General features: G+C 70.9%; 21 protein-coding genes and 1 tRNA gene. 6 read left to right on the forward strand and 16 right to left on the reverse strand.

Features of this window, described 5'->3' with window-relative positions:
• Positions 1–50 precede the first annotated feature (50 nt).
• The 5 genes from fabF to HGK68_RS05515 form a co-directional block, all read right to left on the reverse strand.
• Positions 51–1289, reverse strand: a complete 1239-nt coding sequence (gene fabF, locus HGK68_RS05495) for a beta-ketoacyl-ACP synthase II (RefSeq protein WP_169165048.1) — start codon at positions 1287–1289, stop codon at positions 51–53.
• Between the two features lie 94 nt (positions 1290–1383).
• A complete protein-coding gene (locus tag HGK68_RS05500; RefSeq protein ID WP_168630888.1) occupies positions 1384–1632 on the reverse strand; it encodes an acyl carrier protein in 249 nt (82 codons plus the stop codon).
• Between the two features lie 76 nt (positions 1633–1708).
• A complete protein-coding gene (locus HGK68_RS05505; RefSeq protein ID WP_169165049.1) occupies positions 1709–2713 on the reverse strand; it encodes a beta-ketoacyl-ACP synthase III in 1005 nt (334 codons plus the stop codon).
• Positions 2710–3663 carry an ACP S-malonyltransferase gene (locus tag HGK68_RS05510; protein WP_169165050.1) on the reverse strand — a complete coding sequence of 318 codons (954 nt, stop codon included), beginning with the start codon at positions 3661–3663 and terminating at the stop codon, positions 2710–2712. Before HGK68_RS05510 ends, HGK68_RS05505 begins: the two co-directional genes overlap by 4 nt.
• Before the next feature lie 113 nt (positions 3664–3776).
• Positions 3777–5006: a PucR family transcriptional regulator gene (locus tag HGK68_RS05515; RefSeq protein WP_246260618.1), complete on the reverse strand. Its 1230-nt coding sequence runs from the start codon at positions 5004–5006 to the stop codon at positions 3777–3779.
• A gap of 112 nt (positions 5007–5118) precedes the next feature.
• Between HGK68_RS05515 and HGK68_RS05520 the strand changes: the two genes are divergently transcribed.
• Positions 5119–5817: a hypothetical protein gene (locus HGK68_RS05520; protein WP_246260621.1), complete on the forward strand. Its 699-nt coding sequence runs from the start codon at positions 5119–5121 to the stop codon at positions 5815–5817.
• 82 nt (positions 5818–5899) lie between these two features.
• Here the strand turns inward: HGK68_RS05520 and aceE are convergent, their stop codons facing one another.
• The gene (gene aceE / locus HGK68_RS05525) at positions 5900–8641 is read right to left on the reverse strand and encodes a pyruvate dehydrogenase (acetyl-transferring), homodimeric type (RefSeq protein ID WP_169165052.1); all 2742 of its coding nucleotides are present in this window, start codon (positions 8639–8641) and stop codon (positions 5900–5902) included.
• Between the two features lie 359 nt (positions 8642–9000).
• On the opposite strand from aceE, the gene HGK68_RS05530 reads away from it, so the two are divergent.
• The 4 genes from HGK68_RS05530 to HGK68_RS05545 all read left to right on the forward strand — a co-directional run bounded on the left by HGK68_RS05530 (position 9001) and on the right by HGK68_RS05545 (position 10711).
• Positions 9001–9420 (forward strand): DUF3052 domain-containing protein, encoded by a 420-nt coding sequence (locus HGK68_RS05530; protein WP_246260622.1) that lies wholly within the window; start codon positions 9001–9003, stop codon positions 9418–9420.
• A 7-nt stretch (positions 9421–9427) separates the two neighbouring features.
• On the forward strand, positions 9428–9925 hold the full coding sequence (locus tag HGK68_RS05535) for a redoxin domain-containing protein (protein WP_169165054.1): 498 nt from the start codon (positions 9428–9430) through the stop codon (positions 9923–9925).
• A gap of 10 nt (positions 9926–9935) precedes the next feature.
• A tRNA-Val gene (locus HGK68_RS05540) sits at positions 9936–10009 on the forward strand.
• A 240-nt stretch (positions 10010–10249) separates the two neighbouring features.
• Entirely contained in the window at positions 10250–10711 is a 462-nt protein-coding gene (locus HGK68_RS05545) for a hypothetical protein (protein ID WP_169165055.1), read from the forward strand.
• Positions 10712–10736: 25 nt separating this feature from the next.
• On the opposite strand, the gene HGK68_RS05550 is transcribed toward HGK68_RS05545, so the two are convergent.
• The 10 genes from HGK68_RS05550 to HGK68_RS05595 form a co-directional block, all read right to left on the reverse strand.
• Positions 10737–14309: a P-loop NTPase fold protein gene (locus tag HGK68_RS05550; RefSeq protein ID WP_169165056.1), complete on the reverse strand. Its 3573-nt coding sequence runs from the start codon at positions 14307–14309 to the stop codon at positions 10737–10739.
• 207 nt (positions 14310–14516) lie between these two features.
• A complete protein-coding gene (locus HGK68_RS05555) occupies positions 14517–15065 on the reverse strand; it encodes a hypothetical protein (RefSeq protein WP_169165057.1) in 549 nt (182 codons plus the stop codon).
• Between the two features lie 511 nt (positions 15066–15576).
• Complete coding sequence (locus HGK68_RS05560) at positions 15577–16560, reverse strand: DUF2971 domain-containing protein (RefSeq protein WP_169165058.1); 984 nt, start codon at positions 16558–16560, stop codon at positions 15577–15579.
• A gap of 137 nt (positions 16561–16697) precedes the next feature.
• Complete coding sequence (gtfA, locus tag HGK68_RS05565; RefSeq protein WP_169165059.1) at positions 16698–18188, reverse strand: sucrose phosphorylase; 1491 nt, start codon at positions 18186–18188, stop codon at positions 16698–16700.
• Positions 18185–19414, reverse strand: coding sequence for a GDSL-type esterase/lipase family protein (locus HGK68_RS05570; RefSeq protein ID WP_169165060.1), 1230 nt, complete (start codon positions 19412–19414; stop codon positions 18185–18187). The genes gtfA and HGK68_RS05570 overlap by 4 nt, the downstream gene beginning before the upstream one ends.
• The gene (locus tag HGK68_RS05575; RefSeq protein WP_169165061.1) at positions 19411–20205 is read right to left on the reverse strand and encodes an alpha/beta hydrolase; all 795 of its coding nucleotides are present in this window, start codon (positions 20203–20205) and stop codon (positions 19411–19413) included. The genes HGK68_RS05570 and HGK68_RS05575 overlap by 4 nt, the downstream gene beginning before the upstream one ends.
• Positions 20206–20233: 28 nt before the next feature.
• Positions 20234–21532 carry an MFS transporter gene (locus tag HGK68_RS05580; protein ID WP_169165062.1) on the reverse strand — a complete coding sequence of 433 codons (1299 nt, stop codon included), beginning with the start codon at positions 21530–21532 and terminating at the stop codon, positions 20234–20236.
• A 39-nt stretch (positions 21533–21571) separates the two neighbouring features.
• A complete protein-coding gene (locus HGK68_RS05585) occupies positions 21572–22537 on the reverse strand; it encodes an alpha/beta hydrolase (protein ID WP_169165063.1) in 966 nt (321 codons plus the stop codon).
• Positions 22538–22653: 116 nt separating this feature from the next.
• Positions 22654–23724, reverse strand: coding sequence for a LacI family DNA-binding transcriptional regulator (locus HGK68_RS05590; protein ID WP_169165064.1), 1071 nt, complete (start codon positions 23722–23724; stop codon positions 22654–22656).
• 136 nt (positions 23725–23860) lie between these two features.
• Positions 23861–25330: a bifunctional phosphatase PAP2/diacylglycerol kinase family protein gene (locus HGK68_RS05595; RefSeq protein ID WP_169165065.1), complete on the reverse strand. Its 1470-nt coding sequence runs from the start codon at positions 25328–25330 to the stop codon at positions 23861–23863.
• Between the two features lie 187 nt (positions 25331–25517).
• On the opposite strand from HGK68_RS05595, the gene HGK68_RS05600 reads away from it, so the two are divergent.
• Positions 25518–26798 (forward strand): carbohydrate-binding protein, encoded by a 1281-nt coding sequence (locus HGK68_RS05600; protein ID WP_169165066.1) that lies wholly within the window; start codon positions 25518–25520, stop codon positions 26796–26798.
• Positions 26799–26811: the final 13 nt, after the last annotated feature.

Consider the following 26811-nt stretch of genomic DNA (forward strand, 5'->3'; position numbering starts at 1 on the left):
CACCGACGGCCCGGACCCCATCACGGGATCCGGGCCGTCGGCGGTCGCGCTCAGTGGTTGGTGACCACCAGGGCCACGTTGTGCCCGCCGAAGCCGAAGCTGTTGTTGATCACCGCGATGTCACCGGCGGCAAGGTCGCGCGGGGTGTCCCGCACCAGGTCCAGCACCAGCTCCGGGTCGGGGGTGACCACGTTGATCGTCGGCGGCGCCTTGCGGTCGGCCACCGCCATCACGGAGAACAGCGTCTCCAGCGCCCCGGCACCACCGAGCAGGTGCCCGGTCATCGACTTGGTGGCCGACAGCACCGCGCCGTCCGCCGCCGAGCCCAGGGTCTCGCGCACCGACCGGGCCTCGATCAGGTCGCCGACCTTGGTCGAGGTGGCGTGGGCGTTCACGTGCCGGACGTCCGCCGGGGTGACGCCGGCGTCCTGCAGTGCCATCCGCATCGCGGCGATCTGGCCGCGGCCGTTCGGCTCCGGGGAGGTGATGTGGTACCCGTCGGAGGACAGGCCGACACCGGAGATCTCGGCGTAGATGTGCGCGCCGCGGGCCTTGGCGTGCTCCTCGGACTCCAGCACGAGCACCGCCGCGCCCTCACCGATCACGAACCCGTCCCGGTCGACGTCGTAGGGGCGGCTGGCGCCCTGCGGGTCGTCGTTGCGGGTGGACAGCGTGCGGGACGCGGCGAAGGCGGCGATCGGCATCGGGTGGATGACCGCTTCGGTGCCGCCCGCGACCACGACGTCAGCGCGGCCGCCTCGGATCATGTCCACCGCGTAGCCGATCGCCTCGGCACCGGAGGCACAGGCCGAGACCATCGCGTGCGCACCGGCCCGGGCGCCCAGCTCCAGCTCCACGTAGGCGGAGGGGGAGTTCGGCATCAGCATCGGCACGGTCATCGGCAGGACCCGGCGGGCGCCCTTCTCCCGCAGGGTGTCCCACCCGTCCAAGGTGGTCCAGATGCCACCGATGCCGGAGGAGACCACGACGCCGAGCCGCTCCAGCTCGACCTCCGGGGTACCGGCGTCCGCCCAGGCCTCGCGGCTGGCGATCATCGCGTACTGCGCGGAGGGGTCCATCTTCTTCAGCTCGGGGCGGGGCAGCACCTCGGCCGGGTCGACCTTGATGGTCGCGGCGAAGTCGACCGGGATGTCGTACTTCTCGGCCCAGTCGTTCTGCATGGTGCGCGCGCCCGAGGTGCCGGCCAGGGCGGCCTGCCAGGTGCTCGCGGCGTCCCCGCCGAGGGGCGTGGTGGCGCCGAGGCCGGTGACGACGACTCGCGTGCTCATGGTGTGGCTCCTGTGTCTGATGCGGTGGGGATGCACACCGGGGTCGCGCCGTGCCGCAGCACAGCACGACCCCGGTCGGTGCGAGGGGTCAGGCTCAGGCCTGTGCGCCCTCGATGAACTTCACGGCGTCGCCGACGGTGGCCAGGTTCTTGACCTCGTCGTCCGGGATCCGGACCTCGAACTTCTCCTCGGCCAGGGTGACGATGGTCATCATCGACAGCGAGTCGATGTCCAGGTCGTCGGTGAAGGACTTCTCGGGCAGGACGGAGTCGGTGGGCAGGCCGGTCTCCTCGCTGACGATCTCGGCCAGTCCGGCGAGGATCTCCTGCTCGGTGTGCGCCATCGGTTTCTCCTTGTGTGTTGGTGCGCCCCGCGCGGTCGGCGGAAGCGTGGGAACTGTACTGCGGTCGAGCGCCCGGTCAGGGGAGCACGACCACCTGTGCGGCGTAGACGAGTCCGGCACCGAAGCCGATCTGCAGGGCGAGTGCCCCGGATTCGACCTGGCCCTCACGCAGCAGGCGCTCGGTGGCCAGCGGGATCGAGGCGGCCGAGGTGTTCCCGGTGTCGGCGATGTCCCGGCCGACGGCGACGGTCTCCGGCAGCTTCAGCTGCTTGATCATCTGGTCGATGATCCGCATGTTCGCCTGGTGCGGGATGAAGGCGTCGATCTGGTCGGCGGTGACCCCCGCGGCGTCCAGGGCCTTCTGCGCGACCGGGGCCATCTGCCAGACCGCCCACTTGAACACGCTCGGGCCCTCCTGGCGCAGGGTCGGCCATCCGGCGCCGTTGTCCCGCACGTCCAGCCAGGAGTGGGTCTGCCGGATCGCCTGCGACTGCCCGCCGTCCGAGCCCCAGATGGTCGGGCCGATGCCGGGGGTGTCGGAGGGACCGATCACCACGGCACCGGCACCGTCACCGAGCAGGAAGGAGATACTGCGGTCGGTCGGGTCGACGAAGTCGCTCATCTTCTCGGCGCCGATCACCAGCACGTGGCGGGCGTTGCCGGAGCGGACCAGCGCATCCGCCTGGCCGACGCCGTAGCAGTACCCGGCGCAGGCGGCGGAGATGTCGAAGGCGGCGGCCGGGGTGGCGCCCAGCCGGTCGGCCAGGATCGCGGCACCGGAGGGCGTCTGGTGGAAGTAGGTGACGGTGGACAGGATCACCGCGTCGATGTCCGCACCGGTGAGCCCCGCGTTGGCGATCGCCTCCCGGCCCGCCTTCTCCGCCAGGTCCAGCACGTCGGTGTCCGACCCGGCGCGGGTGCGGGTGACGATGCCGGTGCGCTGGCGGATCCACTCGTCGGAGGAATCGATCGGGCCGACCAGGTCGTCGTTCGGCACCACGTTCTCACCGCGGGCGGCACCGAGGCCGAGGATCCGGGTGTGCGCGGGGCCGGTGGCCTGGGTCAGGGTGGGACGGGTCACTTCGCGCTCTCCTGGGATCCATCGGTGTGCAGGTGCGCCGCGACCAGGTCGCGGGCGGCAGGCAGGTCGTCGGGCGAGGTGATCGCCACGGTCTCCACCCCGGGCAGGCTACGCCGCGCGAGACCCTTGAGGACACCACCGGGGGCGAGCTCCAGCAGCGCGGTGACTCCGAGGTCGGCCAGCGTGGCCTGGCACAGGTCCCAGCGGACCGGGGCGGCGATCTGCCGGACCAGGCCGCCGACCACATCCGCGTCCTCGGCGTGGACCGAGCCGTCGGCGTTGGTCAGCAACCGGGTGCGGGGGGCGCTGCGCGGCCAGTCGGCGGCTACGGCGCCGAAGGACTCCAGCGCCGACTGCATGAACGGGGTGTGGAAGGCGCCGGCGACCTGCAACGGGATCACCCGGGCCCGCGCCGGGGGGTTGGCGGCGAACGCGGCGATCGCGTCCAGCGCACCGGCGGCGACGATCTGGCCACCACCGTTGACGTTCGCGGGCCACAGACCGGCCGCCTCGATCGCGGCGGTCACCTCGGCCGGATCGCCACCGAGCACCGCGGTCATCCCGGTCGGCTCGGCGGCGGCCGCGTCGGCCATGAAGGTGGCGCGGCGTGCGACCAGGCCCACGGCGTCGGCGTCGGTGAACACCCCGGCGACTGCGGCGGCGGCGAACTCGCCCACCGAGTGACCCGCGGTGGCGTCCGGCACCAGCGCCTCGCCGAGCAGGTCCTCCAGTGCACGCAGCGCGAGCAGCGAGGTGGACACGATCAACGGCTGGGCGACGGCGGTGTCCCGGATGGTGTCCGCGTCGGAGGTGGTGCCGTGCACCGTCAGGTCGATCCCCGCCGCCTCGGAGAAGGTGGTGAGTCGGTCGGCGGTGCCGGGCAGCTCCAACCAGGGGCTGAGCATTCCGGGGGTCTGGGCGCCCTGTCCGGGGCAGACGATCGCAAGCACCCGACTACTGTGCCCGTTCCGCCCGGATCCGGGGGGAGGTGACCCGCACCAAGCTGTCGGCGGCGTCTTGTGCGGGTCGCACAAAGGCCCGACCCGATCGGGCTTCCCGGGGCTCAGCTCGGCCGGTGGTCCAGTCGGCCCACCGCCAGCGCGGTCTGCAACACGAAGGCCTCGCGCGGGTCCAGCGGGTCCCACCCGGTCACCTCCGCTACCCGGCGCAGGCGGTAGCGCACGGTGTTGGGGTGCACGTAGAGCGTGCGGGCGGCGGCCTCCAGCGACCGACCGGCACCGACGTACGCGCCGAGGGTCTCCAACAGCGACCCGGTGCTGGCCAGCAGCGGCAGATAGGCCTGCTCGATCAGCACCGCCCGGGCGGCGGCGTCGCCGACCAGTACCCGCTCGGGCAGCAGGTCGTTGGCCGCCACCGGGCGCGGAGCCTGCGGCCAGGCCGCCACCGCGACCAGCCCGGCCAGCGCGGAGCGTGCGGACATGGCGGCGTCGGCCAGGTCGTCGCCCTGCGGCCCGAGGATCACCGGGCCGGGGCCGAAGCGCGGCAGCAGCGACTCGGCGGCCGCTCGCAGGTCACCGTGCCCGCCGAGGAAGATCACCAGTCGCTCGCCCTGGATGCCGACCAGCGCGTCGTCGGCGGCGCGCCGGGTCGCCCGGCGCAGCTCGGAGGTGCGGACGTCGTCCAGCTGCTCGCCGGTGGTGCCGACCATCACGATCGTGCGACCGCGCCCGCTCCAGCCCAGCGCCGCCACACGGGACCGCAGCGAGTCGTCGACGTCGCCCCGCAGCAGCGCGTCGACCACCAGGGCCTCCAGCCGGGCGTCCCAGGCGCCGCGGATCTCCGCGGCGCGGGCGTAGACCTCGGCGGCGGAGAACGCCACCTCCCGGGAGTAGCGCAGCACTGCTTCCAGCAGATCGCGTTCGGCACCCGGGGCGGCCAGCTTCTCCGCATGCGCCTCGACCACGTCGACCACGACCCGGACCAGCTGCAACGTGTGCTGCAGGGAGATCGACCGGGTCAGCTCCGGGGGAGCGGTGGCGAAGATCTCGCCGACCCCGTGCGGCGGCTTGGACGGGTCGGCGAACCAGGTCACGAAGGCGGTGATGCCGGCCTGCGCGACCAGCCCGACCCAGGACCGGTCGTCGGCGGGCAGCGCGCGGTACCAGTCGAGGTCGTCGTCCAGCCGGCGCATCGCCGCCGCTGCCAACATCCCGGACCCGTCCCGCACCCGGCGCAGCGTCTCGCCGTTGGAGGCGTCCGGGGCGGTGGCGATCCGACCGGCCCGAGTGCGGTTGCGCGCCGGGGAGATCCCGGACTCGGCGGCGTCAGACATGGCGCTGAGCATACGGGTGTCTTGTGGGGAGTCCACAAAGTGTCGACGGTGACCCGTCCCGCTTCACCCGGTTCGCCCGGCCGTCGGCCGTCGTTGCCGATAGTGTCGCGTCATGGCTCTGCTGCCCCGACTCCGCCGGCTGCTCGGCCGCCCCGCGACCACCTCCCGGGTCGGCGCGCGGCGACCCGGTTCCAGCCGACACGGCGATGTGCCCCAGGAAGACGCCCTGCGCGCCGCCCTCGGGCAGAACCCGAACGACGAACGCGCCTTCGCGGCGCTGGCCGAGATCGTCCGCCGGCACGCGGTGACCGGCACCGACGACGACCCGCTGACCGCCGACGCCGAGGACGCGGACGAGACGGTCCAGGCCGAACGTCAGCGCGCCGCCGACCTGGCCGTCTGGGCGCTCGGCGAGGAGCTGTCCGGCAACCCGCGCGCCTGGTACCCGCTGGTCGAGGTGGCGCGGCTGTCGGTGCGCGACGACCTGGAGGGCACGTTGCGCCGCCTGACCACCGCCGCCGAGCGCGACACCTCCGGCAAGGCGCTGCTCGCGGGGCTGAAGCTGCTCCGGGAGGCCGGGCTGCCGGTGGAGGCGCTGAACCTCGGCACCGGGCACTGGCACCCGCGGGAGCACGACCCGGAGGTCGGCCGCGAACTCGTGCTCGCCGCGATCCAGGCCGACCGGCCGCTGGACGCCAAGCAGCACCTCGCGTCCCTGGAGATGGCCCCGCACCCCGAGCGCACCGCCGCCATGCGCGAGGAGCTCTCCCGCGTCATCGACCGCGCGAACCACGACACGCCCCAGGGCTGACCCGACCGCTGCCCGCACAGCCGCACAGCAGAAGGCCCCGCATCCGGATCGGATGCGGGGCCTTCGCGTCGTGCTCAGCGGGTCAGGCGTCGCCGCCCGCGTTGCCGGAGGTACCGGCGGTCACGTCGAGCAGCTGGTACCGCTCGATCGCCCGCGCCGGAGCGTCCGCCGCGACCTTGCCCTCGCGGGCCAGCTGCTGCAGCACCCGGACCACGGTCGAGGGACCGTCGATCTTGAAGTGCCGCCGCGCCGCCGCACGGGTGTCCGAGAAGCCGAAGCCGTCGGCACCCAGGGTGGCGTACCGGCCCGGGATCCACTGGCGCACCTGGTCGGCGACCAGGTGGTCGTAGTCGGTGGTGGCCACGAACGGACCCTCGGCACCCTGGAGCTTCTGGGTCAGGTACGGGACCCGCTCCTCGGCACCCGGGTTCAGGTACGCGTGCTCGTCGGCGGCCAGGGCCTCGCGACGCAGCTCGTTCCAGCTGGTGACCGACCAGACGGCGGCGGAGACGCCCCAGTCCTCGGCCAGCAGCTTCTTGGCCTCCAGCGCCCACGGCACCGCCACGCCCGAGGCGAGGATCTGGGCCTTGGGGCCCTCACCCTCGTCCGAGGCGACCTGGTAGATGCCCTTGAGGATGCCCTCGACGTCGACGTTCTCCGGCTCGGCCGGCTGGACCATCGGCTCGTTGTAGACGGTCAGGTAGTAGATGACGTCGGGGTCGCGCCCGTCGTCACCGAACATCCGCTGGATGCCGTCCTTGACGATGTGCCGGATCTCGTACCCGTAGGCCGGGTCGTAGTGCACGACGTGCGGCATGGTCCCGGCGATCAGCGGGGAGTGGCCGTCGGCGTGCTGCAGACCCTCACCGGTCAGGGTGGTCCGACCGGCGGTGGCACCGATCAGGAAGCCGCGGACCATCTGGTCACCGGCCGCCCAGAACTGGTCGGCGGTCCGCTGGAAGCCGAACATCGAGTAGTAGAAGTAGAACGGGATCAGCGCCTCGCCGTGGGTGGCGTAGGAGGTGCCGACCGCCTGGAACGCCGCAGCGGAACCGGCCTCGTTGATGCCGGTGTGCATGATCTGGCCGGACTCGGACTCCTTGTAGGAGAGCATGAGGTCGCGGTCCACGGCCAGGTAGTTCTGGCCGTTCGTGTTGAAGATCTTGGCGCTCGGGAAGATCGAGTCCAGGCCGAAGGTGCGGGCCTCGTCCGGGATGACCGGAACCAGCCGGTGGCCGAACTCCTTGTCCTTGACCAGGTCCTTGAACAGCCGGACCAGGGCCATCGTGGTCGCGACCTCCTGCGTCCCCGAGCCCTTCTTCAGCAGCTCGTAGGTCTTGTCGCCCGGCAGCGTCAGCGGCGTGTGCGTGGTGCGGCGCTCCGGCACGTACCCGCCGAGCGCACGGCGACGCTCCTGCATGTACTGGATCGCCGGGTCGTCCTGACCCGGGTGGAAGTACGGCGGGACGTACGGGTTCTCGTCGATCTGCTCGTCCGTGATCGGGATGTGCAGCGAGTCGCGCAGCGTCTTCAGCTCGTCGGCCTTGAGCTTCTTCATCTGGTGCGTGGAGTTACGACCGGCGAAGCCCGACCCCAGGCCGTAGCCCTTGACGGTGTGCGCCAGGATCACGGTCGGCTGGCCGGTGTGCTCCCGGGCCGCCTTGTACGCGGCGAAGATCTTGCGGTAGTCGTGACCACCGCGCTTCATCGCCCAGATCTCGTCGTCGGTCATCTTCTCGACCAGCGCCTTGGTGCGCGGGTCCCGACCGAAGAAGTGCTCGCGGATGAACGCGCCGTTCTCGGCCCGGTAGGTCTGGTAGTCGCCGTCCGGGGTCTCGCCCATCAGGTGCACCAGCGCGCGGTCCTTGTCGGCGTTGAGCAGGGCGTCCCACTCGCGGCCCCAGATCACCTTGATGACGTTCCAGCCGGCGCCGCGGAACTGGGCCTCCAGCTCCTGGATGATCTTGCCGTTACCGCGCACCGGGCCGTCGAGGCGCTGCAGGTTGCAGTTCACCACGAAGGTCAGGTTGTCCAGGCCCTGCTGAGCGGCCTGCTGGAGCATGCCGCGCGACTCGGGCTCGTCCATCTCGCCGTCGCCGAGGAACGCCCACACGTCCTGCTGGCTGGTGTCCTTGATGCCACGCAGGTGCAGGTACCGGTTGGTCCACGCCTGGTAGATCGCCGACGCCGGGCCGAGGCCCATCGAGACAGTCGGGAACTCCCAGAAGTCCGGCATCAGACGCGGGTGCGGGTAGGACGGCAGGCCGCCGCCCGGGTGCGACATCTCCTGGCGGAAGCCGTCGAGCTGGTGCTCGGACAGGCGACCCTCCAGGAAGGCGCGGGAGTAGACGCCGGGGGAGGCGTGGCCCTGGAAGTAGACCTGGTCGCCGCCGCCCGGGTGGTCCTTGCCGCGGAAGAAGTGGTTCAGGCCGACCTCGTACAGGGTCGACACCGAGGCGTAGGACGAGATGTGCCCGCCGACACCGATGCCGGGGCGCTGGGCCCGGGTCACCATCACCGCGGCGTTCCAGCGGTTCCAGGAGCGGTACTTGCGCTCCAGCACCTCGTCGCCGGGGAAGTACGGCTCGTCGTGCACACCGATGGTGTTCACGTACGGGGTGTTCAGCTCCTGAGGGATGCTGACGTTGCGCTCACGCGCCCGCTTCAGCATGTTCAGCAGCACGTACCGCGCCCGCGGTCCGCCCTTGTCGTCGATGAGTCCGTCGATGGACTCGACCCACTCGGACGTCTCCTCGGGGTCGACATCCGGTACCTGGCTCAGCAGGCCGTTGATGAGCGGCCCGCGCCCGTCATTGGAAGCCACCAGTGCTCCTCGTCTCTCCACGCTGTGCGGGCCGGTCGGCCCCGTTGCGCATCTCGGCCCACGCCGGACATGTCAGGTCTGTCGCCAGGAGGCGGCTGGCGTGGGTGGGACCCATTCTGTTCCGTCCGTGGGTCGAAAGTCTCCCCGTCGCGCCGACCGGAGGCGTGACGTCCATGACAATCGACCCGTTCGGGGGTGGTGCTGGTCACGTTCGTCCACAGGCCGCCACGGTCGGTCGGTGGTCCCCAGCCTGGTGCTTCGCCACGCGCGCGGGGTGCCCGGTGGGCTACCGTTCGGTGATCGAAGGAACGCAGACCGCCCAGAACGGGGTGGTCTCGGACGGAAGGAACAGGCGGGACGTGGCGACCAGCACGGGCGACGCCCCTCAGGGGGCAGGCCGACTCGGGTACACCACCGGACAGGTGGTGCAGGAGTTCGGTTACGACGACGACGTGGACGAGGCGCTGCGGACCGGGGTCGAGGAGATCACCGGCGCGGAGCTCGTCGACGAGGACTACGACGACGTGGTCGACGGCGTGATCATCTGGCACCGGGACGACGACGGTGACCTCGCGGACACCCTGGTGGACGCCCTGACCGTGCTGGACGACGGCGGCCTGATCTGGGTCTTCACCCCCAAGCCCGGCCGTCCCGGACACGTCGGTCACGACGACATCCAGGAAGCCGGCACCACCGCGGGCCTGCACGCCACCAGCACCTTCTCCATCGCCGACGACTGGTCGGCGACCCGGATGGGATCGCGCGGCCGCGGTCGCTGAGCCGAGCATGACGATCGGTGGCGACACGCCCGGGATCCTCCCGGTCGGCGACGCTCCTGGTTCCTTCGCTCTCACCGAGCACACCGGCCGCCCGGTCACCCTGGGCTGCCCGGCGGCACGGAGCACCCTCGTGGTCTTCGTGCCGTTCGCGTTCTCACCGGTCTGCGGCGACGAGCTCACCCGGCTCAACGCCGCCCTGCCCGACCTCACCGGCGCCGTCGACGTGGTCGCGGTCTCCTGCGACCCGGTGCCTACCCTGCGCGCCTGGGCCGAGCAGAGCGGGTTCGACTTCCCGCTGCTGTCCGACTTCTGGCCGCACGGCGCCGCGGCGCGGGCCTACGGCGTCTTCGACGACGAGCAGGGGTACGCGCGGCGGGGGAGCTTCCTGCTGGACACCGAGGGGGTCGTGCGGTGGCACACGCTGTCGCCCGCCGGGCGGGGCCGGGACGTGGCGCTGTACCGGGATGCGGTGACCACTGAGCCGCAGGCCCGCCCGGTACGCTGACGCACGAGAAGGGCCTGTAGCTCAGTTGGTCAGAGCGCCGCGCTTACACCGCGGAGGTCGCCGGTTCGAGCCCGGCCGGGCCCACACCAAGTCGTTCGACATGGACGCTCGTTCACGTTCATTGATCCCACGCGGTGGGCCTTTAGGTAGGTGTACCCCCGGTCGGCAAGAAGCTCCTGCACGTTCATCCCCGCGGCGATCAACGCATCGATCGCGAGGATCCCTGCTGCTGCCTTGTCCGATCCTGCGGGCGCCGTGGCGACCGCCAGGGCGAGGCTCAACGAGGTCGGAGCCCCGAACTTGGGGACCTGCGTGAGCAGATGAATGTCCCAGCCGGAGAACCTCTCCTTGCGTCGACCGTTCTGGCCGGAGCGGTATTCGCTCCGCGGGTCGGGATCGAGGGTGTGCTGCGACCGGCCGTCGGGGCCGATACGCGGCCAGCCCAGCGCGCGGAAGGTGTCCGCGGAGTCGACGGTCTCGCGTTCGTCTCCAGGGTGCATCGCACCGGAGGTCTCGTCGATGTCGGGGCGGCGTTCCCAGGACTGGCGCCGGGAGTTCCCCGAGTACCTCCCGCGCGTTCTCACTTCGCGGCGAATCCTGCTCACCACCGGTCAGATCGACGAGATCGACGAGCTGATCGAGGGCATCGCCGTGACGGCCAGGGAGATCAGGGACAAGCGGGGCGAGGCGGAGCTCAGAGCCTTCAGCGAGCTCGTCGCCAACCGCACGAGGCTGCGGGAGATACTCCACTCGATACGGACGGTGATGCGCGACCCTTCCGCGTGAGCGGCCCGCTCGCCTCAGCGAGCGTTCAGTGCTTGCCCTTCCGCCCACGGACCGAGTCGACAGCGCGGGAGACGATGTCCTTCTTCTTCGAGAGCAACTTGTTGTCTCGCAGCTCTGTGATCTGCTTCTGGGTGAGCTTGTGGTTCGACCGTGCGACCTCGGTGTCGAAAGCAGTACGGAGAGCGGCCAGCCGTCCGTGCGAGGTGTCCCCGAGCTGTAGCGCCAACTTGGCGGCGAGGGGCCCGTCTCCGCGGACGTCCGTTCCCAGCAGTGCCAACGCGAGGTCGGCGAGTGCGCGCCCGGCTGCGGCGTTCGCGGGGCGTGCCGTCAAGGCCCTCTCGGCAAGGCTGGTGCGTTCTTGCTGCGCGGTCGCCCGCGTCAGAAGGTCGGTGATCGTCGTAAAGGCGGTAGCGGTCAAGCCGTGTTTCCCGATGGCGGTGAGGTAGGTCACGCCACGGGACGCCGTGGCGAGCCATAGGGTGGTCCGGTCTTCGACCGTGAGCCGTCCGGCGTAGGTGCCTAGCACGTCAGTGGCGGCAGCGCGGAGCGGCTGCACCCTGATGTAGTCCTCAACGGAGGGCTGCAGCTTGACCCAGTCGGAGACGAGATTATCCTTCGACTCGGCAAGCGGCGCGACCTCCAGCATCAGGTCGAGAGGCAGCGCTGGCATGCTAGCGACGTTCCGCGCGGTTAAACGGACCCGCACTGAGGCAACGAGCTCAGCCAGAGCGGCGTCCCTCTCCTCGAAGGCGGCGTCGACGTCGGCGGCGGTGTCTCGGTCCAGCTGCCGCACGCGGGCCAGCACGTCAGCCACGGTCTCGGGAGCGAAGTAGGACTCGAACGCGCCGACCAGGTCGTCCACGACCGCTTCACGCACACGCTTGGCCTGGCTGCTGGCGAGCAAATCCTGCGCGATCCCGTACAGCGCGGTTCGCTGCGCCTTCTCGTCCGCGTCCACGGTCCACTCGAGCGCTGCGGCGGCGCTCACGAACGAGTCCGCCGCCGTTTCCATGCCGGTCTCGTCGAGGTACCCCAGCGAAGCCCGTACAGCCTTCTCGATCCTCGACGCGACCGAGCTGGACGCCCCAGGCAGGCCCGCAAACAGACGCACGACGGCGCGTCTCGCGAGAGTTTCATCCGCTGCATCGGCGGTGACGAGATCCGCCCACCAACCGCAGTTCGCGATCGGCGCGTGAGCCAGTGCGACCAGGGCGTGCTCCGTCCGCTTGTGCGCATCCGTGATGTGCTCGAGCGCGTCGTCCTCCCGGTCGAGCACCGCAGCCTGCACGGCCGGGACGTCGCTGAGCTGCCCGAGCATCAGGACGCCGGAGATGAGCAAGCCTGCGTTGTCGGCGCGCCCCAAGACGGCGTCCAGCAAGTCGCGCCATCGTCCCGCGGCGTCCGGCTTCTCCACAGCGGCCGCGCTGGTCGTTTTCGTTGTCGTCGCGGCCCGCGACGCCGAGTCGGAGGCCATCTCAGACAGCAGCTCGTCGATCCGGTCTCGGCTCAGTGCCCAGAGGTTCCGCGCGGTGTCGAGGGGCAACGTGCGCAGCAGGTCATGCATCGGCTCCGGGTGGTTTTGGTACGACTCCAGCAGCAGTCGGCGCACAGTCTCGACCTGCAGCTCGTCCCCGGATCCAAGAACGGGACCGAGACGCGTCAGCAGACCTTTCTCGGCGAACTCGTCCGCGGAGTAGCGCGCGACCAGCTCGTCCACCAAGTCGGTCCGTCCGGTGACCACCCCGAGCGTGAACGCCCCCGGGATCGCACCGTCGCGCAGTCCGCCCTCCCTCGTCACCGACCAGACGATCGGCTCCACCAGCTCGGCGACCTTTCGCAGGTCGTCGTGGTCGAGCTTCTCCAGCAGCCGACACAGCGACTCCACGATCGTCGTGCGGCCGGGGCCGAGCTCGTCCTCGGCCTGCTGGGCGAGCAGGTGCGCAGCGGTGGTGAGGACGCTCGCCGGCTGCCCGTCGAGGGCCTCAAGCACCTCGTCGGGCGACAGGTCGGCGGCGACGTCGATGACGTGCCCGACCTCCGGGTCGGTGATCCCGTGCTCGAAGCCAGCCGACTGCATGTAGAACAAGTCAGGGCGGGGGTCGTCGATGCCCTGCGCCGCTGCCTTGGCGAGGTAAGACCGCAGCTGGGCGTTCAAGACACGGTTCGCCTCCTTCGCGCTCCCGTCCTCGTCGTTCTCCGAGTCGAGCATCGGCCCGGCCGGCTCCGCAGTCTCGGCGGAGACGTACTGGTTGACCAAGTGCGCCAAGCGCTCCGCACCGGCGGGAACCGGTGCACCACGCAGGTGAGCCAAGAGCATCGGGGCGGTCGCGAGATCGGCAGCCAGGCGCGGGAACTCGACCTGCAAGACGGTGTACATCGCGATCTCGCTCGCGCGCGGAAGCCAGTCCAGGCCACGGGACTGCGCCGTCCGAACGGTCGTCGCGTAGTGGTTCAGCAGGACTTTCACACGCCTTGGGCTGCGCACGTGCACAGGGACCAGAAGGTAGACGACTTCGAGGAAGAGCTTGTTGTCAGGCTGCGCGGCGCGCAGCTCGGCCCACACGCCTCCTTGACCGGTGACGAGGTCGCGAGCGAACTTCGTGAGTGTCTGCGGGCGCAGCGGCGGCAGCGAGAGCTGGTGCTGGAAGATCTTGTCGAGGAACGCACCCGGCGTGGAGTAGTACGGGTCGCTCTCGCGGATCGGGGTGCTCTGCGGGACCTGCTGGAGCGCCGACTCCAGCACCTCACGGTCAGCAGCCACGACGAACACGCACCCCGGCACTTCGAGGAACGTCTTGAGGTCGACGAGTGTCGCGACGACGTCTTTCGGGCTGCACCGGTCGAGCTCGTCGACGAACACGACGAGCTTCTTCTTGCCCTTGTCGGTCGCCTTCCCCACGAGCTTCTTGAACCGTGACGCGAACTGGTCGTCGGTCTGCGGAGCGGGATCGGTCACCTTGACGACTGCCGAGTCGAGCATCCTCGGGCCGACGAGCAGGGCAATCAACGCGAGGCTGAGGACGGAGCCAAGGCCGGACACGGTGATGTCCATCGCCGCGCCGAAGCCTCGCTCGCGACTCACGAGGAAGGCCGCGATCGACGTGGCGAAGAACCAGAGCGTCGCGATGACCGCAGCCACTATCAGTCCGAGCGCGAGCGCCTTCCAGTTGGTGCGCAGGTACCGTCCGAGCTTCACCCGGATGGTCTCCTGGTCCATCCGCAGACCGGTGCCGAAGTCCTCCGTCTTGATGCCGAGGTCGTCCGCGACTGACTCGATGAAGTTCAATTTGAGCGCCCGGCCGCCGTACTTCCACGCGTCGTACCGGACGACTCGGACGCTGGGGCTTCGTCCCTCCAGGGAGGCGCGAAGTGAAGCGAGGAACGAGGACTTGCCTGAGCCCCACGACCCGAAGAGTGCGATGTTCACCGGTGCCTCGGTCGCGAGGACCATGTCCGCGGCGACCTTCACGATCGCCTCATGGTCGAGTCGGTCGCCGTCACCACTGGTCAGCGCCATATCGCTGACGAGGTCGTCGACCATCTCGTTGACCTCGCCCTGGCGCCTCGTGCGCGCGCCGGGAGCCGTGAAACGGGTCATCTGCGAACCACCATTGACGCGTTCCCTCCTTGGACCTCGCTGTCGACGCGTCACGGTATCGGTCGTCACTGACACCCTCGACCGCCGTCCGGGTGGCACCGACCGCAGTCGCGACCCTCGCGGCCGTTGTGCGACGGGAGCGGCGGGCGGCGCCTGAGCGGCTGATCCGGTGACGCGAGCCAACACGCAACTTGCCGTGGACCCGGTTTAGCGCGTGAAGAACGTGGACAGGATCTCGTGGAGGCGTTCGGCCGCGACGGCCACGGTTCCAAGCGTCAGGACGGCTGTGCCGGCGAGCTTGAACCACTGCTGGTGTCGAAGTCGGGTGGACACGACCGGGTCGTGCCCGATGGAGTCACCGTCGTAAGCGCGCGCGACCGTCCTCGCGGCCCTCTCCTGGAACTCGACCCACCCGGGCTCCTCCAAGCCGTCCCGGCGGCGTTTGCGGAGGTGGGCTACGGGATGTTCCGCGCTTTCGAAGGCAGCGATCACGCGATCGATCGCCTTCGCGCGAATCGATCGTCTCAGGTAGCGCGACTCGCCAGGGGGGACGGAGTGCAGCGCCAATGCTCGGCTAGCCGCGATGCCCGCTCCGCGGAGAGGTGAGATCCGGCAGGCCACGCGCTCGTACACGACGGTGCAGCCGAGTCCCACCCACAGGCCAGTGGCGAACGCCTCGAACGCGATCAAGATCGTACGTCCGACGAACCTCAGCCCGGTTGAGGTGAGATGCGTGCTCGTGTAGGTGAGCGCCACGCTCGCGGGGCACGAGGCTAGAACCCACGGGATCGTCCGGTGAGTTCGACTCAGCCTCGAGGCGAAGGTCAGGCTGTCTGCGAGCCGGGCAGCGTCCGGACGGTTCGACATCCCCGTGATCGTTTGGAAAGCCAGAGGGTGCAGGCGCTCGAGGTCCTGGCGGACAACCTGTCCTTGCTCCAACGCGCATCTGAGCCTGAGACCGCACGATGTTGACGGTCAGCGTGGCTTGAACGCCGATCACGGTTACGAGGACCACGATCTGACCACCGATGTACGCGAAGGCTCGAAAAGACTCGACGGCCATCAACGGTTTCCAAGGGCAGAGGTTGGACTTGGTACTTCGGGCGTGCGGCGGTCTGGCGCTCTCAGCCAGTTCTTCACGCGCCCACATGCATGGGCGGATGCGAAAGCGCGGGTCGGTGACCACTCCGCACTGCAGAACACTCGAGTCTGTTGCACGAGTAAGTGACACGGACGCGCATCCCGTCGACTCGCACTCTCGCTGGTACTAGACCCGCAAGGGCACGATCGAGTGCTCGACGCGAGGCTCGTCGATGCCTCCGACCTTGCAGAGCTCAACGACCGTGTCGCGGCCCTGCTCGAAGTACGGGGTGGGCCCAACGACAACGCCCTGAGCGGGCAGTCGACGCTTTGGTCGCCCGTCGACCTGCGTGTCCTTGACTACGACGTTCGAACCTTCGCCCGCTGCAAGGCGTAAGTACCGCACGATGCCGTACTCGGTTGCCCGGAATCGTGTGTGCAGCTGTGGGACGCCTACTGACGCCACCGCGCGGACCTCGCGTTCGCTTCGGAAGCCCTCCGGCTTGATTAAGGCAGCTGCCGTGCCGATCGCAGTCTTAAGGCGCTCGTCAGCGAGGAACGCTTCGTCGGAGATGAAGTCCTCGGATGCCCCACGGCGCTTCATCGAGCGAGAGCGCACCCTGAATGCCCTGTCGTCGTCTCGCGCCCAGTCCAGCAGCGACTGCAGCATCTTGTTCTTGCTCGCGGTGGTGTACGCCACACGACACCAGGGCGCGACCGTTGATTCGCCGCCGAGGTTGAACATCGAGAAGCGTGATTCCTTGGGTTCGGACGAGTCGCCAGAGATCACACCCAACGGCACTGCCGGATCGAGCTCGACCGCGTAACCGGCTTGCCGGCCGCCATACAGGCGCCACTGGGCGGCGTCGTCACGATCCAGCGTCGCTGAGAGGACGAACACTTCGGAGGGTCTGCTTGGTGCCCAGTACCCGTCTTCCTTCAGCATGGACAGGATTCGCCCGGTCATCGGGCCGCCGGTCTCGCGCATCCAAGTACCCAGGTACGTCAACCCGTCACGGAACTCAGAGATGTCGTTCAGGCCCGACGCTTCGGTCGCCCAGAGCTCGCGGTTCGTCATGATCCCGATGAGTCCCACTGCGGTCGTGTAGTGGTAGACGGGGGCGTCCGCTGGCGCGAGTGGCGGCGTCCAAGCGCTGGTCGACTGCGACATAGAGGAGACCCTAGAGGCGCCAACCAAGACGGTGGTGCCGGTGACGCGCCAGAAGGGGGCTGGTCCTACGCGGGTGCGCCCCCGCAGGTCTGCCGTCTGGATAGGTGACACCTCAAATCGTGTCGTCTGCGGGTTCCTCAGCTCTCCGGCGTCAGCACCAGCGTCCGCGCCGGCCCGTCGCCGTCGGCGCTGACCTCCACCCGGCCGACCCCGGAACCCGCGTCCAGCACCAGCCGCGCGGTCGCGTCGCCGTTCTCCCACGCCAGGATCAGCTCCGCCCCCTCGCCCTCGACCCGGAACCGCCCGCCGAATGCCGGGTGCGACCGGCGCAGGCGGAGCAGTTCCAGCACGGTGCGGGTGGCCCAGCTGCCCCAGGCGGCCTCGACCTCCTCGGCGTCGAACCGGTGGCGGTTGATGTCGCGGCCGACCCCGGTGCGGGCGAGCAGGTCCATGTCGTTGACCCCGGCGAGCAGCCCGACGTAGTAGACCTGCGGGATGCCGGGGGTGAACAGCTGGATCGCCCGGGCGGCGACGTGGCGTGCGTCGTCGCGGTCGAGGGCGTCGTAGAACGTGCAGTTCACCTGGTAGACGTCGACGTTGGACGCCGCCCACCCGGTCGCTTCGCGGGACTGGCCGCCGGAGTGCTCGTGGATCGACTCGACCAGCGCGTCGACCTGGGCGGCGGTGAGCAGGCCGGGGGCGTGCGGCTCGATCTGGTCGGGGCCGACGTCGACCACGCCGATGCCGTCGTGGGTGTCCAGCACGGTGATCGCGTTGCTGGGGCGCACGTCCAGCCAGTGCCGGAGGGCAGCGGTGTCACCGGTGTAGAGGGTGTGCAGCACCAGGGGCGGCAGGGCGAAGTCGTAGACGAGGTCGACCCGTTCGGCGATCGCGATCTGGCGTTGGTAGTGCGAGTGGATCTCGACCAGGACCTGGGCGCCCTGGGCGCGGGCGGCGGCGGTGAGCTCGTCGATGAACGCGAAGGTCTCCGGCGTCATGAACGACGAGGTGCCGGGGGTCTTGACCCCGTACCCGACCGCGTCCAGCCGGATCATCCCGACCCCGGCGGAAGTGAGGGCGGTGAGCACCTGGTCCAGGTACTCGCGGCCGGCGGTGGAGCGGACGTCCAGGTCGATCTGCTGCGGGGTGAAGGTGGTCCACACCAGGTGCCGGGTGTCGCCCAGCGTCATCGGGGTGAAGGGCAGGCCGGGCCGGGGGCGGTAGATCCGGGCCAGTTCGGCCTCGTCGGCGCCGTCGGGGTAGACGGACCCGAAGGTGAGGAACATCCCGGCGGCGGGTGACCGGTCGCCCCGCGCCAGGACGTCCTGGAACGCGGCGGAGTCGACCGAGACGTGGTTGACGATCATGTCGGCCATCACGGTGTGGCTGGTCGCGAGGTCCGCGACGTCCGACCAGGTGCCGAGGCGGGGGTCGACGGCGGTGTGGTCGACCGGGTCGAACCCGGCGTCCGCCCCGTCGAACGGGGTGTAGAACGGCAGGATGTGCACGCCGTCGAACACCCCGGCGAGCGGGCCGCGCAGCAGGGCGGTGAGGGCCGGGATCGATCCGCCGAGGCGATCGGCGTAGGCGATCAGCTGCGGGCCGGTGCTGGGGGCGGGGCGGGTCATCGGGACTCCAAGGGCCGGGCGGGTGGCATCGTGGATCGGGTCAGGGTGCGCCGGGGGAGCAGGCCGTCGTCGGCGAACACGAGTCGGGCGAACCGGTGGCCGATCTCACGGTAGAGCGGTCCGTCCGGGTGCAGCCCGTCGGGCAACGGGTGGACGTCGACGTCCTCGGCGCCGTAGAGCAGGCGGCCGTCCAGGTAGTGGGTCGGCTCGCCGCGGGTGGCCCGCACCCGGGCCACGTGCGCCAGGTGCTCGCGGGAGGTCGCCAGGGTGAGCGCGCCGGTGGCCAGATCGGCCGGGTCGCCACAGGTGCGCACCCGGACCGACCCGTCGGCGCCGATGTCGGCCCGCGAGGGGCCGGGGACGTCCTCGCTGCCGCGCCACAGGATCGAGCTGATCAGCAGCACCGGGGTGTGCGGGTGGCGTTCCCGGACGGTGTCCAGGAAGGCGTGCACCGCCGGGACGAAGGTGCGGCGGTCCAGTGATCGCGCACCGACCGGGTTGACCCCGAAGCTCAGCGAGATCAGGTCGGCCGGGGTGTCCCGGATCGCCTGGGCCACGAAGCCGTCGACCATCGCGTGCCCGGAGAACCCGAGGTTGATCGGGTCGAGTCCGGCGTCCAGGGCGGCGGTGACCGGCCAGGACCAGGTCGGGTCGTGGGCGTCCGCACAGTGGCTGATCGAACTGCCGTGGTGCACCCACACGGGGGAGTCGGTGAGCTCCGCGGGCAGCACCGGCGCGTCACCGGAGAGGCCCAGCAGGTCGACCGCCATCGCCGTCGGCAGCCAGATGGTCACGGTGACGGTGCGTCCGGGCAGACCCGACAGCAGCACCCGGCTGCTGTCCCGGGCGCGGGTGGGCAGGGCGGTCGACCCGTCCGGGGCGATGCGTTCGATCTGGTCCACCCCGGCCTGGGCGGTGGCGACCAGCTGTCCGTCCACGGTGGCGACCACCTCGCCGACGGGGCCGGTCCGGTCGCCGTAGTCGAAGCGGGTGAACCGGGCGTGCAGGGTGAGGGTGCTGGCGGCGGTGGTCACCGCGAGCCGCACCCCCGAGGCCTGCACGGTCACCGAGCGCACGGATTCGGCCTCCGGCGGGAACCGGTCCCACAGCGACCGGGGCAGCCGGACCGGACGCAGCGCCCCGTCGTTCTGCATCAGGTCGAGGTGGCCGGACAGCAGCACGGCGGTTCCGTCCGGCAGGGTGACGACCTGTCCGGATGCGCTCATCGTGCACCGCCGGACCGGGGGGAACGGTGCGCGAGCAGGTGCTGGACGGTGCGGGCGATCACGTGATCGCGGTGCGGGACGGTCATCCAGCCGTGGTCGGCACCCGGCACCACCTCCAGGGTGGCCTCCGGCCCGAGCACCTCCAGATACCGCTCGGCGTAGCGGACCGGCACGAAGTCCTCGGTGCCGTGCAGCAGCAGCGTCGGCCCCCGGTACCCGGCCGCGGCCGCGTAGGGGTCGAAGTCCCGGGCGTCCCGCACCATCGCCGGCCCCATCCGCTGTCCCATGAAGTCGAAGTAGCCGACGGTGTCCAGGGTGTCGAGCGACCGACCCTGGATCTGCCCGGAGGCGATGTCGTCGACGAACACGGCGGCGGTGGACCACATCACCAGGGCCGGGATCGGCACCGGGCTGCCGGCCGCGACCGCCGCGGCGATCACGGACCCCAGGCTGAGGCCGACCAGGTGGATGCCGTCGGGGTCGATCTCGGGCCGGGCGGCGAGGGCGGCGAGCACGGCGTGCGCGTGCCGGACGTCCTGGGTGACGTGGGTGTCGAAGAACTCCCCGTCGCTCTCCCCGTGCCCGGCCCGGTCCCAGGCCAGCACCGCGAACCCGGCGTCGTTCAGGGCGCGGGCCAGGGAGACGAACAGTCGGGCGCCCTCGGTCCGGTTGCCGCCGAACCCGTGGAACAGGGCGACGGCCGGGTACCGTCCCGTCCCGTCGCCGGGCAGGGACAGCGAACCACGGAGCGTCAGCCCCTCGACGGGGGTGCTGAACGGGACGATCGTCATCGGGATCCTTCGGGACGCAGGGTGGGGGTCAGACCGTGGCGGGGGCCGGGTGCTCGAGCTCGTGCTCGGTGTCGAACTCGTTGCGGGCGTTCCGGCGGAAGCCCCACCAGCCGATGCCGAAGCCGACCGCTGCCAGCACGGCCACCGCGAGGTAGAGGCCCTTCGGGTTGAGGGCGAGCAGCATCGGGGTCACGGCGTTCAGACCGGCGGCCGCGAACCGGGAGACGCCGTAGATGAAGCCCTGGGCGGTGCCGCGCAGCAGGGTGGGGAACGACTCCTGGGTCCACACCTTCATGATGGTCTCGAAGCAGAACGCCCCGGCGACCGTGGACATCAGCACCGAGGTGAGCACGGTGGCGAAGGTGAAGCCGAAGGCCACCGGGATCAGGTTCGACAGCACCACGAAGGCCGCGCCGACCACGTAGGCGGGCATCCGCCACCGGGTGTCGGCGACCGCCATGAAGCCCATCTGCGCGATCACGGCCAGCGGGAGGGCGACCAGGGTGGCGGTGTTGTACCGGGCGACGTCGACCCCGGCGAGGTTCACCGCGACGTAGGTGCCGAAGCTCCCGGCGATGGACACGGCGACAGCGGCGAGGGTGTAGTAGCAGGCCAGGACGAAGAACGGCCGGTTGTACGGCTGGCGCACCAGGTCGCGGAGCGAGGACTTGTCGGCGCGGACCGTCTGCACCCCGGAGCGACGCTCGTCGCGGGCCGCGAGCCAGACGGTGGACTCGGGGATGCTTAGCCGCAGCATCAGGGTGACCAGGCCGACGGCGCCGAACGCGCCGAAGATGATGTGCCCGCCGGTGGCGCCCAGGTGCCCGAAGGCGATCGACAGCAGCACGGACATCGCGATGCCGAAGCCGCCGAGGATGTTGGAGAAGACGATGATCTTCCCGCGGTTGGAGTCGTCGGCGCTCTCCGAGATGGTCGCCAGCGCGACCGGGAGGTCGGCACCGACGCCCAGCCCGATCACCGTGATGCCGAGCAGCATCAGCGGGAAGCTGATCGACAGGAACGGTGCCACCGAGCCGAGGACGATCAGCGCCATCGTCACCAGGAAGACCTTGCGGCGGCCGAAGTGGTCACCGAGCCGTCCCCCGGCCAGCGACCCGACCGCGACGCCGAGGGTGAGGGCAGCGGTCAGGAAACCGACCTGGTTGCCGGTCAGCCCCTCCGCGCCGGGCGAGGCGGCCTGGAACAGCACCAGGGCGATCCCGATGCCGGTGGTGGCGGCAGCGTCCACGAAGGTGGCGAGGCCGCAGACGAAGCCGACCCACCAGGGGTGGGGGCGTCGGGCGCTGGGGTGGTGGTCGAGGGTCATGGCGCTACTCCTTTGTCGCGGCCGGAGCCAGTGTGGGGGTCAGAACGAGGTGGGTGGGTGCGACAGGGCGTCGGCGAGGTGGCCGAGCGTCTGCTCCACCTGGGGCAGGCCCGGTCCGGGCAGCCAGTTGAGGTGTCCGTGCAGCACGCCCGGGATCTGCCGCAGGCTGACGGGGACGCCCGAGTCGGCGAGCTGACCGGCCAGCCGCTCGGTGGACGGACGCAGGTCGTCGTACTCGCAGCAGATCAGGGTGGTCGGTGGCACGGCGCCGAGGTCGCCGTCACCCGGGACCGCCGCCCAGGGCTGCTCCGTGCTGCCGGGGATCGGCGCGTCGACCGAGCGTGGGCTGGGGCGGAAGCGCAGCGGCTCCGGCAGGGTGTCCATCACCGCCGCCGTCGCCGGGTCCAGCGGATCGACGTGCGCGTGATAGACGCCGTAGGCGCCGATGAACCCGTCCGGTCGGGGCAGCGCGTCGGTGCGGTGCCCGGCGGCCAGGGTGAGCGCCAGGTTCGCCCCGGCGCTGGCGCCGCCGACCAGCACGGGACCGTCCGCCCCGAGGGTCCGGGCGTGCTCCGCGGTCCAGGCCCAGGCCCGGGCGGCGTCGTCGGCGCAGCGGGCGTAGCTGCCGGTGCGGTAGTCGACGCCGACCACCACGGTGCCGGTCCGGGCGGCCAGTTCCGCACCGACCACGTGCGACTCGCCCCAGTCGAGGCTGCCGCCCTGGAAGCCGCCTCCGTGCAGCCAGAGCAGGGCGGGTCGCGGTGTGGTCCGTGCGGGGCCGGTGCCGGAATCGGCGCGGTAGACCCGCACGGGCACGCCCCCGTCGGGCGAGGGCACCGTCAGGTGCAGCACCCGGACGTCGGCGGGCGGGACCCAGTCGGTCGCCGACCGCATGACGTCCGAGGGCAGGCGGTCCGGGGCGGTGCCGATCCGCTCGCGCAGGAAGGGCATCAGACCGGGGGCGGCGCCGGTGGGGCGGGCCTCCCGGTCGGTGGACGTGATCATCGCTGGGTCTCTCTTCGTCGAGTGCTATAGCGTTATAGCACAGGCGATACGGCGCAGTGAAGTGGCGTCGGGCGGGCCGGTCGGGCTGGTCTGATCGGGCGGGAAGGTCCGCCGACTCAGGCGGGAGCCGCCACCGAGGTGTGTCCGGTCAGCGGCATCGGCACCCGGTGGACCCGCCGGGTCCGGCGCGTCGCCAGCACCAGGTCCGCTGCCTGGCGGCCCATCTCCTCCTGCGGGAGCGCGAAGGACGACAGCGGCGGTTCGGTGATCTCGGCCAGTGGGCTGCCGTCGAAGGAGACCACCGACAGGTCCACCGGTACCCGCAGCCCCAGGTCGCGCGCCGCACGCAGCGCGCCGAGTGCCAGACGGTCGTTGGCGCACACCAGGGCGGTGGGCCGGTCGGTGGCCGACAGCGCCTCGGTCGCGGCACGCACGCCGTCCGCGACCTCCCAGTCCGTGACCGTGGTGCAGCCCGCCAGTGACGCACCGGCCGCGCGCAGCCCCTCACGCAGGCCGTCCAGCCGGTCGGCCAGCGCCATCGGCTGCCACCCGTGCCAGCGCGGCGCGCCCACCATCCCCGGCGGGAAGGTGCCGAGGAACTGGATCCGGTCCCGGTGTCCGGCCTCCAGCAGCACCCGGGCGGCCGCGCGTCCGGCCGCCTGCTCATCGGGCACGACCGCGGGCACCGCCGTGATCGGGGTGGCGGGCACGCAGTTCAGCAGGACCAGCGGCAGACCGGTGAGGATCGGCGGTACCTCGACCACCCGGGTGAACATCGCGGCGTAGATCACCCCGTCCACGTCGCGGGCGAGCAGCGAGTGCAGCAGCCGGTTCTCCAGCTCGGGTTCGCCCTGGGTCTCGACCGCGAACATCATCGTGTCCCGGCGGTCCAGCTCCAGCAGGGCACCACGCACCATGGCGTTCGCCACCGAGGTGGTGGAGATGAAGTCCGAGACCAGTGCGATGGTCCCCGAGCGCCCGGTCCGCAGCGTCCGCGCGGTGAGGTTGGGCCGGTAGCCCAGCTCGTCGGCGGCGGCCTGCACGCGCTGCTCGGTGCGCTCCGAGATGCGCTGATCGGTGCGCCCGTTGAGCACGAAGGAGACCGCGGAGACCGAGACGCCGGCCTTGGCGGCGACGTCGGCCAGGGTGACCCGGCGCGTCGGCTCGGCGGGGGTGGAATCGTCCACCGATGTCCTCCTCGTGTCGCCGGAGGGTGCATCACCCGGGCTGCGCCTGTGCTGGTCCTGGCACTCTAGCCGGTCGGTGGGCGCCGGAGCGGGTCCCGCACCAGGTCGCGGCGGGTCCTCACCGGGGTGGGGTCGGTCAGCCGCGCTCGCCGATCTCCGGCGCGTACACCGCCACCGCCCGCCGCCCCACCCGCAGCGTCACCGCCGCGCCGTCGGGCACGTCGTAGGTCTCCCCGTCGACCGCCACCGTCCGGGCCCCGTCGATCCGCAGGGTCTCCACCCCGCGCAGTCGCCGCACCCCCGGTGCCCGGCGGGTCCAGTCGTCCCCGGCGGACCTGGTGCCGAGCAGCCACGCGTCCAGGGTGTGCACCCCGGGGATCCGGCTGCCGGGCAGCGGGGCCTCGGGGGCGCCGTAGTCGCCGTTGCCGATGAAGATCGACACCGCCTCGACGGGCCGGCCGTCGACGGTCCACCGGGTGGGGTGGGCGTGGGTGAGTTCGGTGGCACCGGCGATGACGGCGGCGACCGGCTTGGGCAGTTGGTGCAGGTCCTCGTCGCGCCGGGCCACCATCTCCGGGTAGACGCCGGTGGAGAAGGTGTTGAGCATCGGGACCCGGAGCGAGCCGATGGTGACCTCGACCAGGGTGGCGGCGCGGCCCGAGCCGGTGCGCAGGGCGCGCAGGGAGTCCGAACCGTGGCCGACGCCGATGGCCTTGGCGAAGTGGTTCAGCGTGCCGTGGGCGGCGATGAAGAACGGGATTCGGTGCTCGGCGGCGACGGCGGCTGCCACACCCAGGGTGCCGTCACCCCCGGCGGCGCCGATGGCGGTGTACTGACCGGAGCGTGCTGCCTCGGTCAGCAGGGCCTCGGCGTCGTCGTCCTCGCCCAGGGTGTGCACGTCGGCGCCGGGGATCGCGGCGAGGAACTGGTGCAGGATCACCTCGTCGAGCTGGGCGGCAGGGCCGGAGCTCGGGCCGGCGTGCGGATTGACGATCAGGTAGAGACCGGTGCCGTCGGGCAGTTCGGGCAGGTGGACGTACTCGGACGACCCGGCGTGCCGGGCGGCGATCCGGCGACGGAGGGTGTCCACCGCGACCGCGCTGCCGACACCGATGGCCGCGCCGCCGATCACGTCGGAGAGCCAGTGTGCGCCGACGTGCAGTCGGGAGAAGGCGACTGCCCCGGCGACCGGGATGACGGCGGCCCCGCGGGCGGGGGAGACCAGGGTGGTCGCGGTGGCGAAGGCGACGGCATTGGCGGTGTGCCCGGACGGCCAGGACGCCGAACGCGGGGTGCGGGGCAGGCGGCGGGTGGCCGTGGTGGACAGGAACTGCCCGGCGGGCCGGGAGGTGCGCAACAACGGCTTGGCGACCAGGTTCGCCACCAGGGCGGCGGCGGCGAGGGAGGTCATCGCGGTGCCGGCGGCGGTGCGGCCCTTCCGGCCGGTGAGGGTCAGCCCGCCGGCGATGCCCCACCAGAGGGTGCCGCCGTTGGCGGCCTGGGTGAGGCCACGCAGTCCTCGGTCGACGGCGGTCGGCCACTGCGTGCGTGCGATCCGCAGTCCCACCCACTCGTCGACCCGGCGCACACTCGTTCGCTTCGGCACCCGGTGAGTCAATCACTTGTGCACCGCACACGTCCTGGGACTGGTTGTCACAGGAGCATTGACAAGCCGGTTGCCCGGGTCAACGATCCAAGCGCGCTGCGGGACAGATCGGGTAAGGACGCTCGGTCGCCGGCGGTGCACCTGATCGATCTGTCGGGTGCGCCCGACGGGCACTAGGGGGAACGTGATGAGGGGTTCCATCAAGCGGCTGGTCTCGCTGGCCGCCGCGTTCGGGATCGCGTCCGGAGGTCTGCTGCTCGTGCAGGCACCGGCGATGGCGGCGACATGTGGCCCGGCCTGGTCGGCGTCCACCGCCTACACCGGCGGCGCGACCGTCAGCAAGAACGGCACCAACTACACCGCGAACTGGTGGACGCAGGGCGACGACCCGGTCACCCAGAGCGGCGGGGCGGGCAGCGGCAAGCCGTGGACGTCGGCGGGTGCGTGCACCGGCGGCGGCGACACCGGTGGCGGGACCGACCCGGGCACCGGCACCAACCCGGGGACCGGAACCGCCTCCGGGCTGCTGTTCAGCCCGTACAAGGACGTCACGGTGAACCTGAACTGGAACACCAACCAGATGCGGACCGCCGCCTCCGGCACGGTCCAGCCGGTGGTCGGTGCGAACAGCCTGGTGTCCACCTTGCTGCCGGACCTCAAGGCGATCACCCTGGCGTTCGCCACCGGCACCTGTGGCAGCGAGTCCTGGGGCGGGATCGCCAAGGACGCCTTCATCAGCGCGAACATCACGCAGCTGAACTCCGCCGGACTGGACTACGTGGTGTCCACCGGTGGTGCCGCGGGATCGTTCAAGTGCGCCTCCGGGGATGCGATGAAGGCGTTCATCGCCAGCTATGCGACGCCGCATCTGGTCGGGATCGACTTCGACATCGAGAGCGGGCAGTCGGTGGCGGACATCCAGGCGCTGGTGAACTCCGCCGCAGCCGCCCAGTCGACCTACCCGAAGATCCGGTTCTCCTTCACGCTGGCCACCCTGGCGGCGTCCGACGGGTCGTACGGCGGGCTGAACAGCACCGGGGACGCGGTGGTGAAGGCGATCAAGGCGTCGTCGCTGTCGAACTACACGATCAACCTGATGACGATGGACTTCGGCCGGGCGACCGCGGCGAACTGCGTGCTCAAGGGCGCCACCTGTGACATGGGCGCGTCCACGATCCAGGCGGCGGTCAACCTCAACCACACCTACGGGATCCCGTACACCAAGGTCGAGCTGACCCCGATGATCGGGGTGAACGACGTGGCGGACGAGGTGTTCACCCTGGCCGATGTGAACACTGTGACCAGCTGGGCGGTGACCAACAAGATCGCGGGCCTGCACCACTGGTCGCTGGACCGGGACACCCCGTGCGCGTCCCCGCAGTCGACCGCCTCGCCGATCTGCAGCTCGGTGACCGGATCGACCCCGTTGCAGTGGACCAAGCGGTTCCTGACCGCCCTGGGTCAGTAGGCAGGGTCAGTGG

The sequence above is a fragment of the Cellulomonas taurus genome, from assembly GCF_012931845.1.
Lineage (GTDB): Bacteria > Actinomycetota > Actinomycetes > Actinomycetales > Cellulomonadaceae > Cellulomonas > Cellulomonas taurus.

Excerpts from the sequence above, each read along its gene's own strand:
- HGK68_RS05515 (WP_246260618.1), bottom strand. The coding sequence starts at position 5,006 with ATGTCTGACGCCGCCGAGTCCGGGATCTCCCCGGCGCGCAACCGCACT.
- gtfA (WP_169165059.1), bottom strand. The coding sequence starts at position 18,188 with ATGACCCGCCCCGCCCCCAGCACCGGCCCGCAGCTGATCGCCTACGCC.
- HGK68_RS05545 (WP_169165055.1), top strand. The coding sequence starts at position 10,250 with ATGTCCCAGCCGGAGAACCTCTCCTTGCGTCGACCGTTCTGGCCGGAG.
- HGK68_RS05570 (WP_169165060.1), bottom strand. The coding sequence starts at position 19,414 with ATGAGCGCATCCGGACAGGTCGTCACCCTGCCGGACGGAACCGCCGTG.
- HGK68_RS05600 (WP_169165066.1), top strand. The coding sequence starts at position 25,518 with ATGAGGGGTTCCATCAAGCGGCTGGTCTCGCTGGCCGCCGCGTTCGGG.
- fabF (WP_169165048.1), bottom strand. The coding sequence starts at position 1,289 with ATGAGCACGCGAGTCGTCGTCACCGGCCTCGGCGCCACCACGCCCCTC.
- HGK68_RS05580 (WP_169165062.1), bottom strand. The coding sequence starts at position 21,532 with ATGACCCTCGACCACCACCCCAGCGCCCGACGCCCCCACCCCTGGTGG.
- HGK68_RS05535 (WP_169165054.1), top strand. The coding sequence starts at position 9,428 with ATGACGATCGGTGGCGACACGCCCGGGATCCTCCCGGTCGGCGACGCT.
- HGK68_RS05550 (WP_169165056.1), bottom strand. The coding sequence starts at position 14,309 with ATGACCCGTTTCACGGCTCCCGGCGCGCGCACGAGGCGCCAGGGCGAG.
- HGK68_RS05560 (WP_169165058.1), bottom strand. The coding sequence starts at position 16,560 with ATGTCGCAGTCGACCAGCGCTTGGACGCCGCCACTCGCGCCAGCGGAC.
- HGK68_RS05575 (WP_169165061.1), bottom strand. The coding sequence starts at position 20,205 with ATGACGATCGTCCCGTTCAGCACCCCCGTCGAGGGGCTGACGCTCCGT.
- HGK68_RS05520 (WP_246260621.1), top strand. The coding sequence starts at position 5,119 with ATGGCTCTGCTGCCCCGACTCCGCCGGCTGCTCGGCCGCCCCGCGACC.
- HGK68_RS05500 (WP_168630888.1), bottom strand. The coding sequence starts at position 1,632 with ATGGCGCACACCGAGCAGGAGATCCTCGCCGGACTGGCCGAGATCGTC.
- HGK68_RS05585 (WP_169165063.1), bottom strand. The coding sequence starts at position 22,537 with ATGATCACGTCCACCGACCGGGAGGCCCGCCCCACCGGCGCCGCCCCC.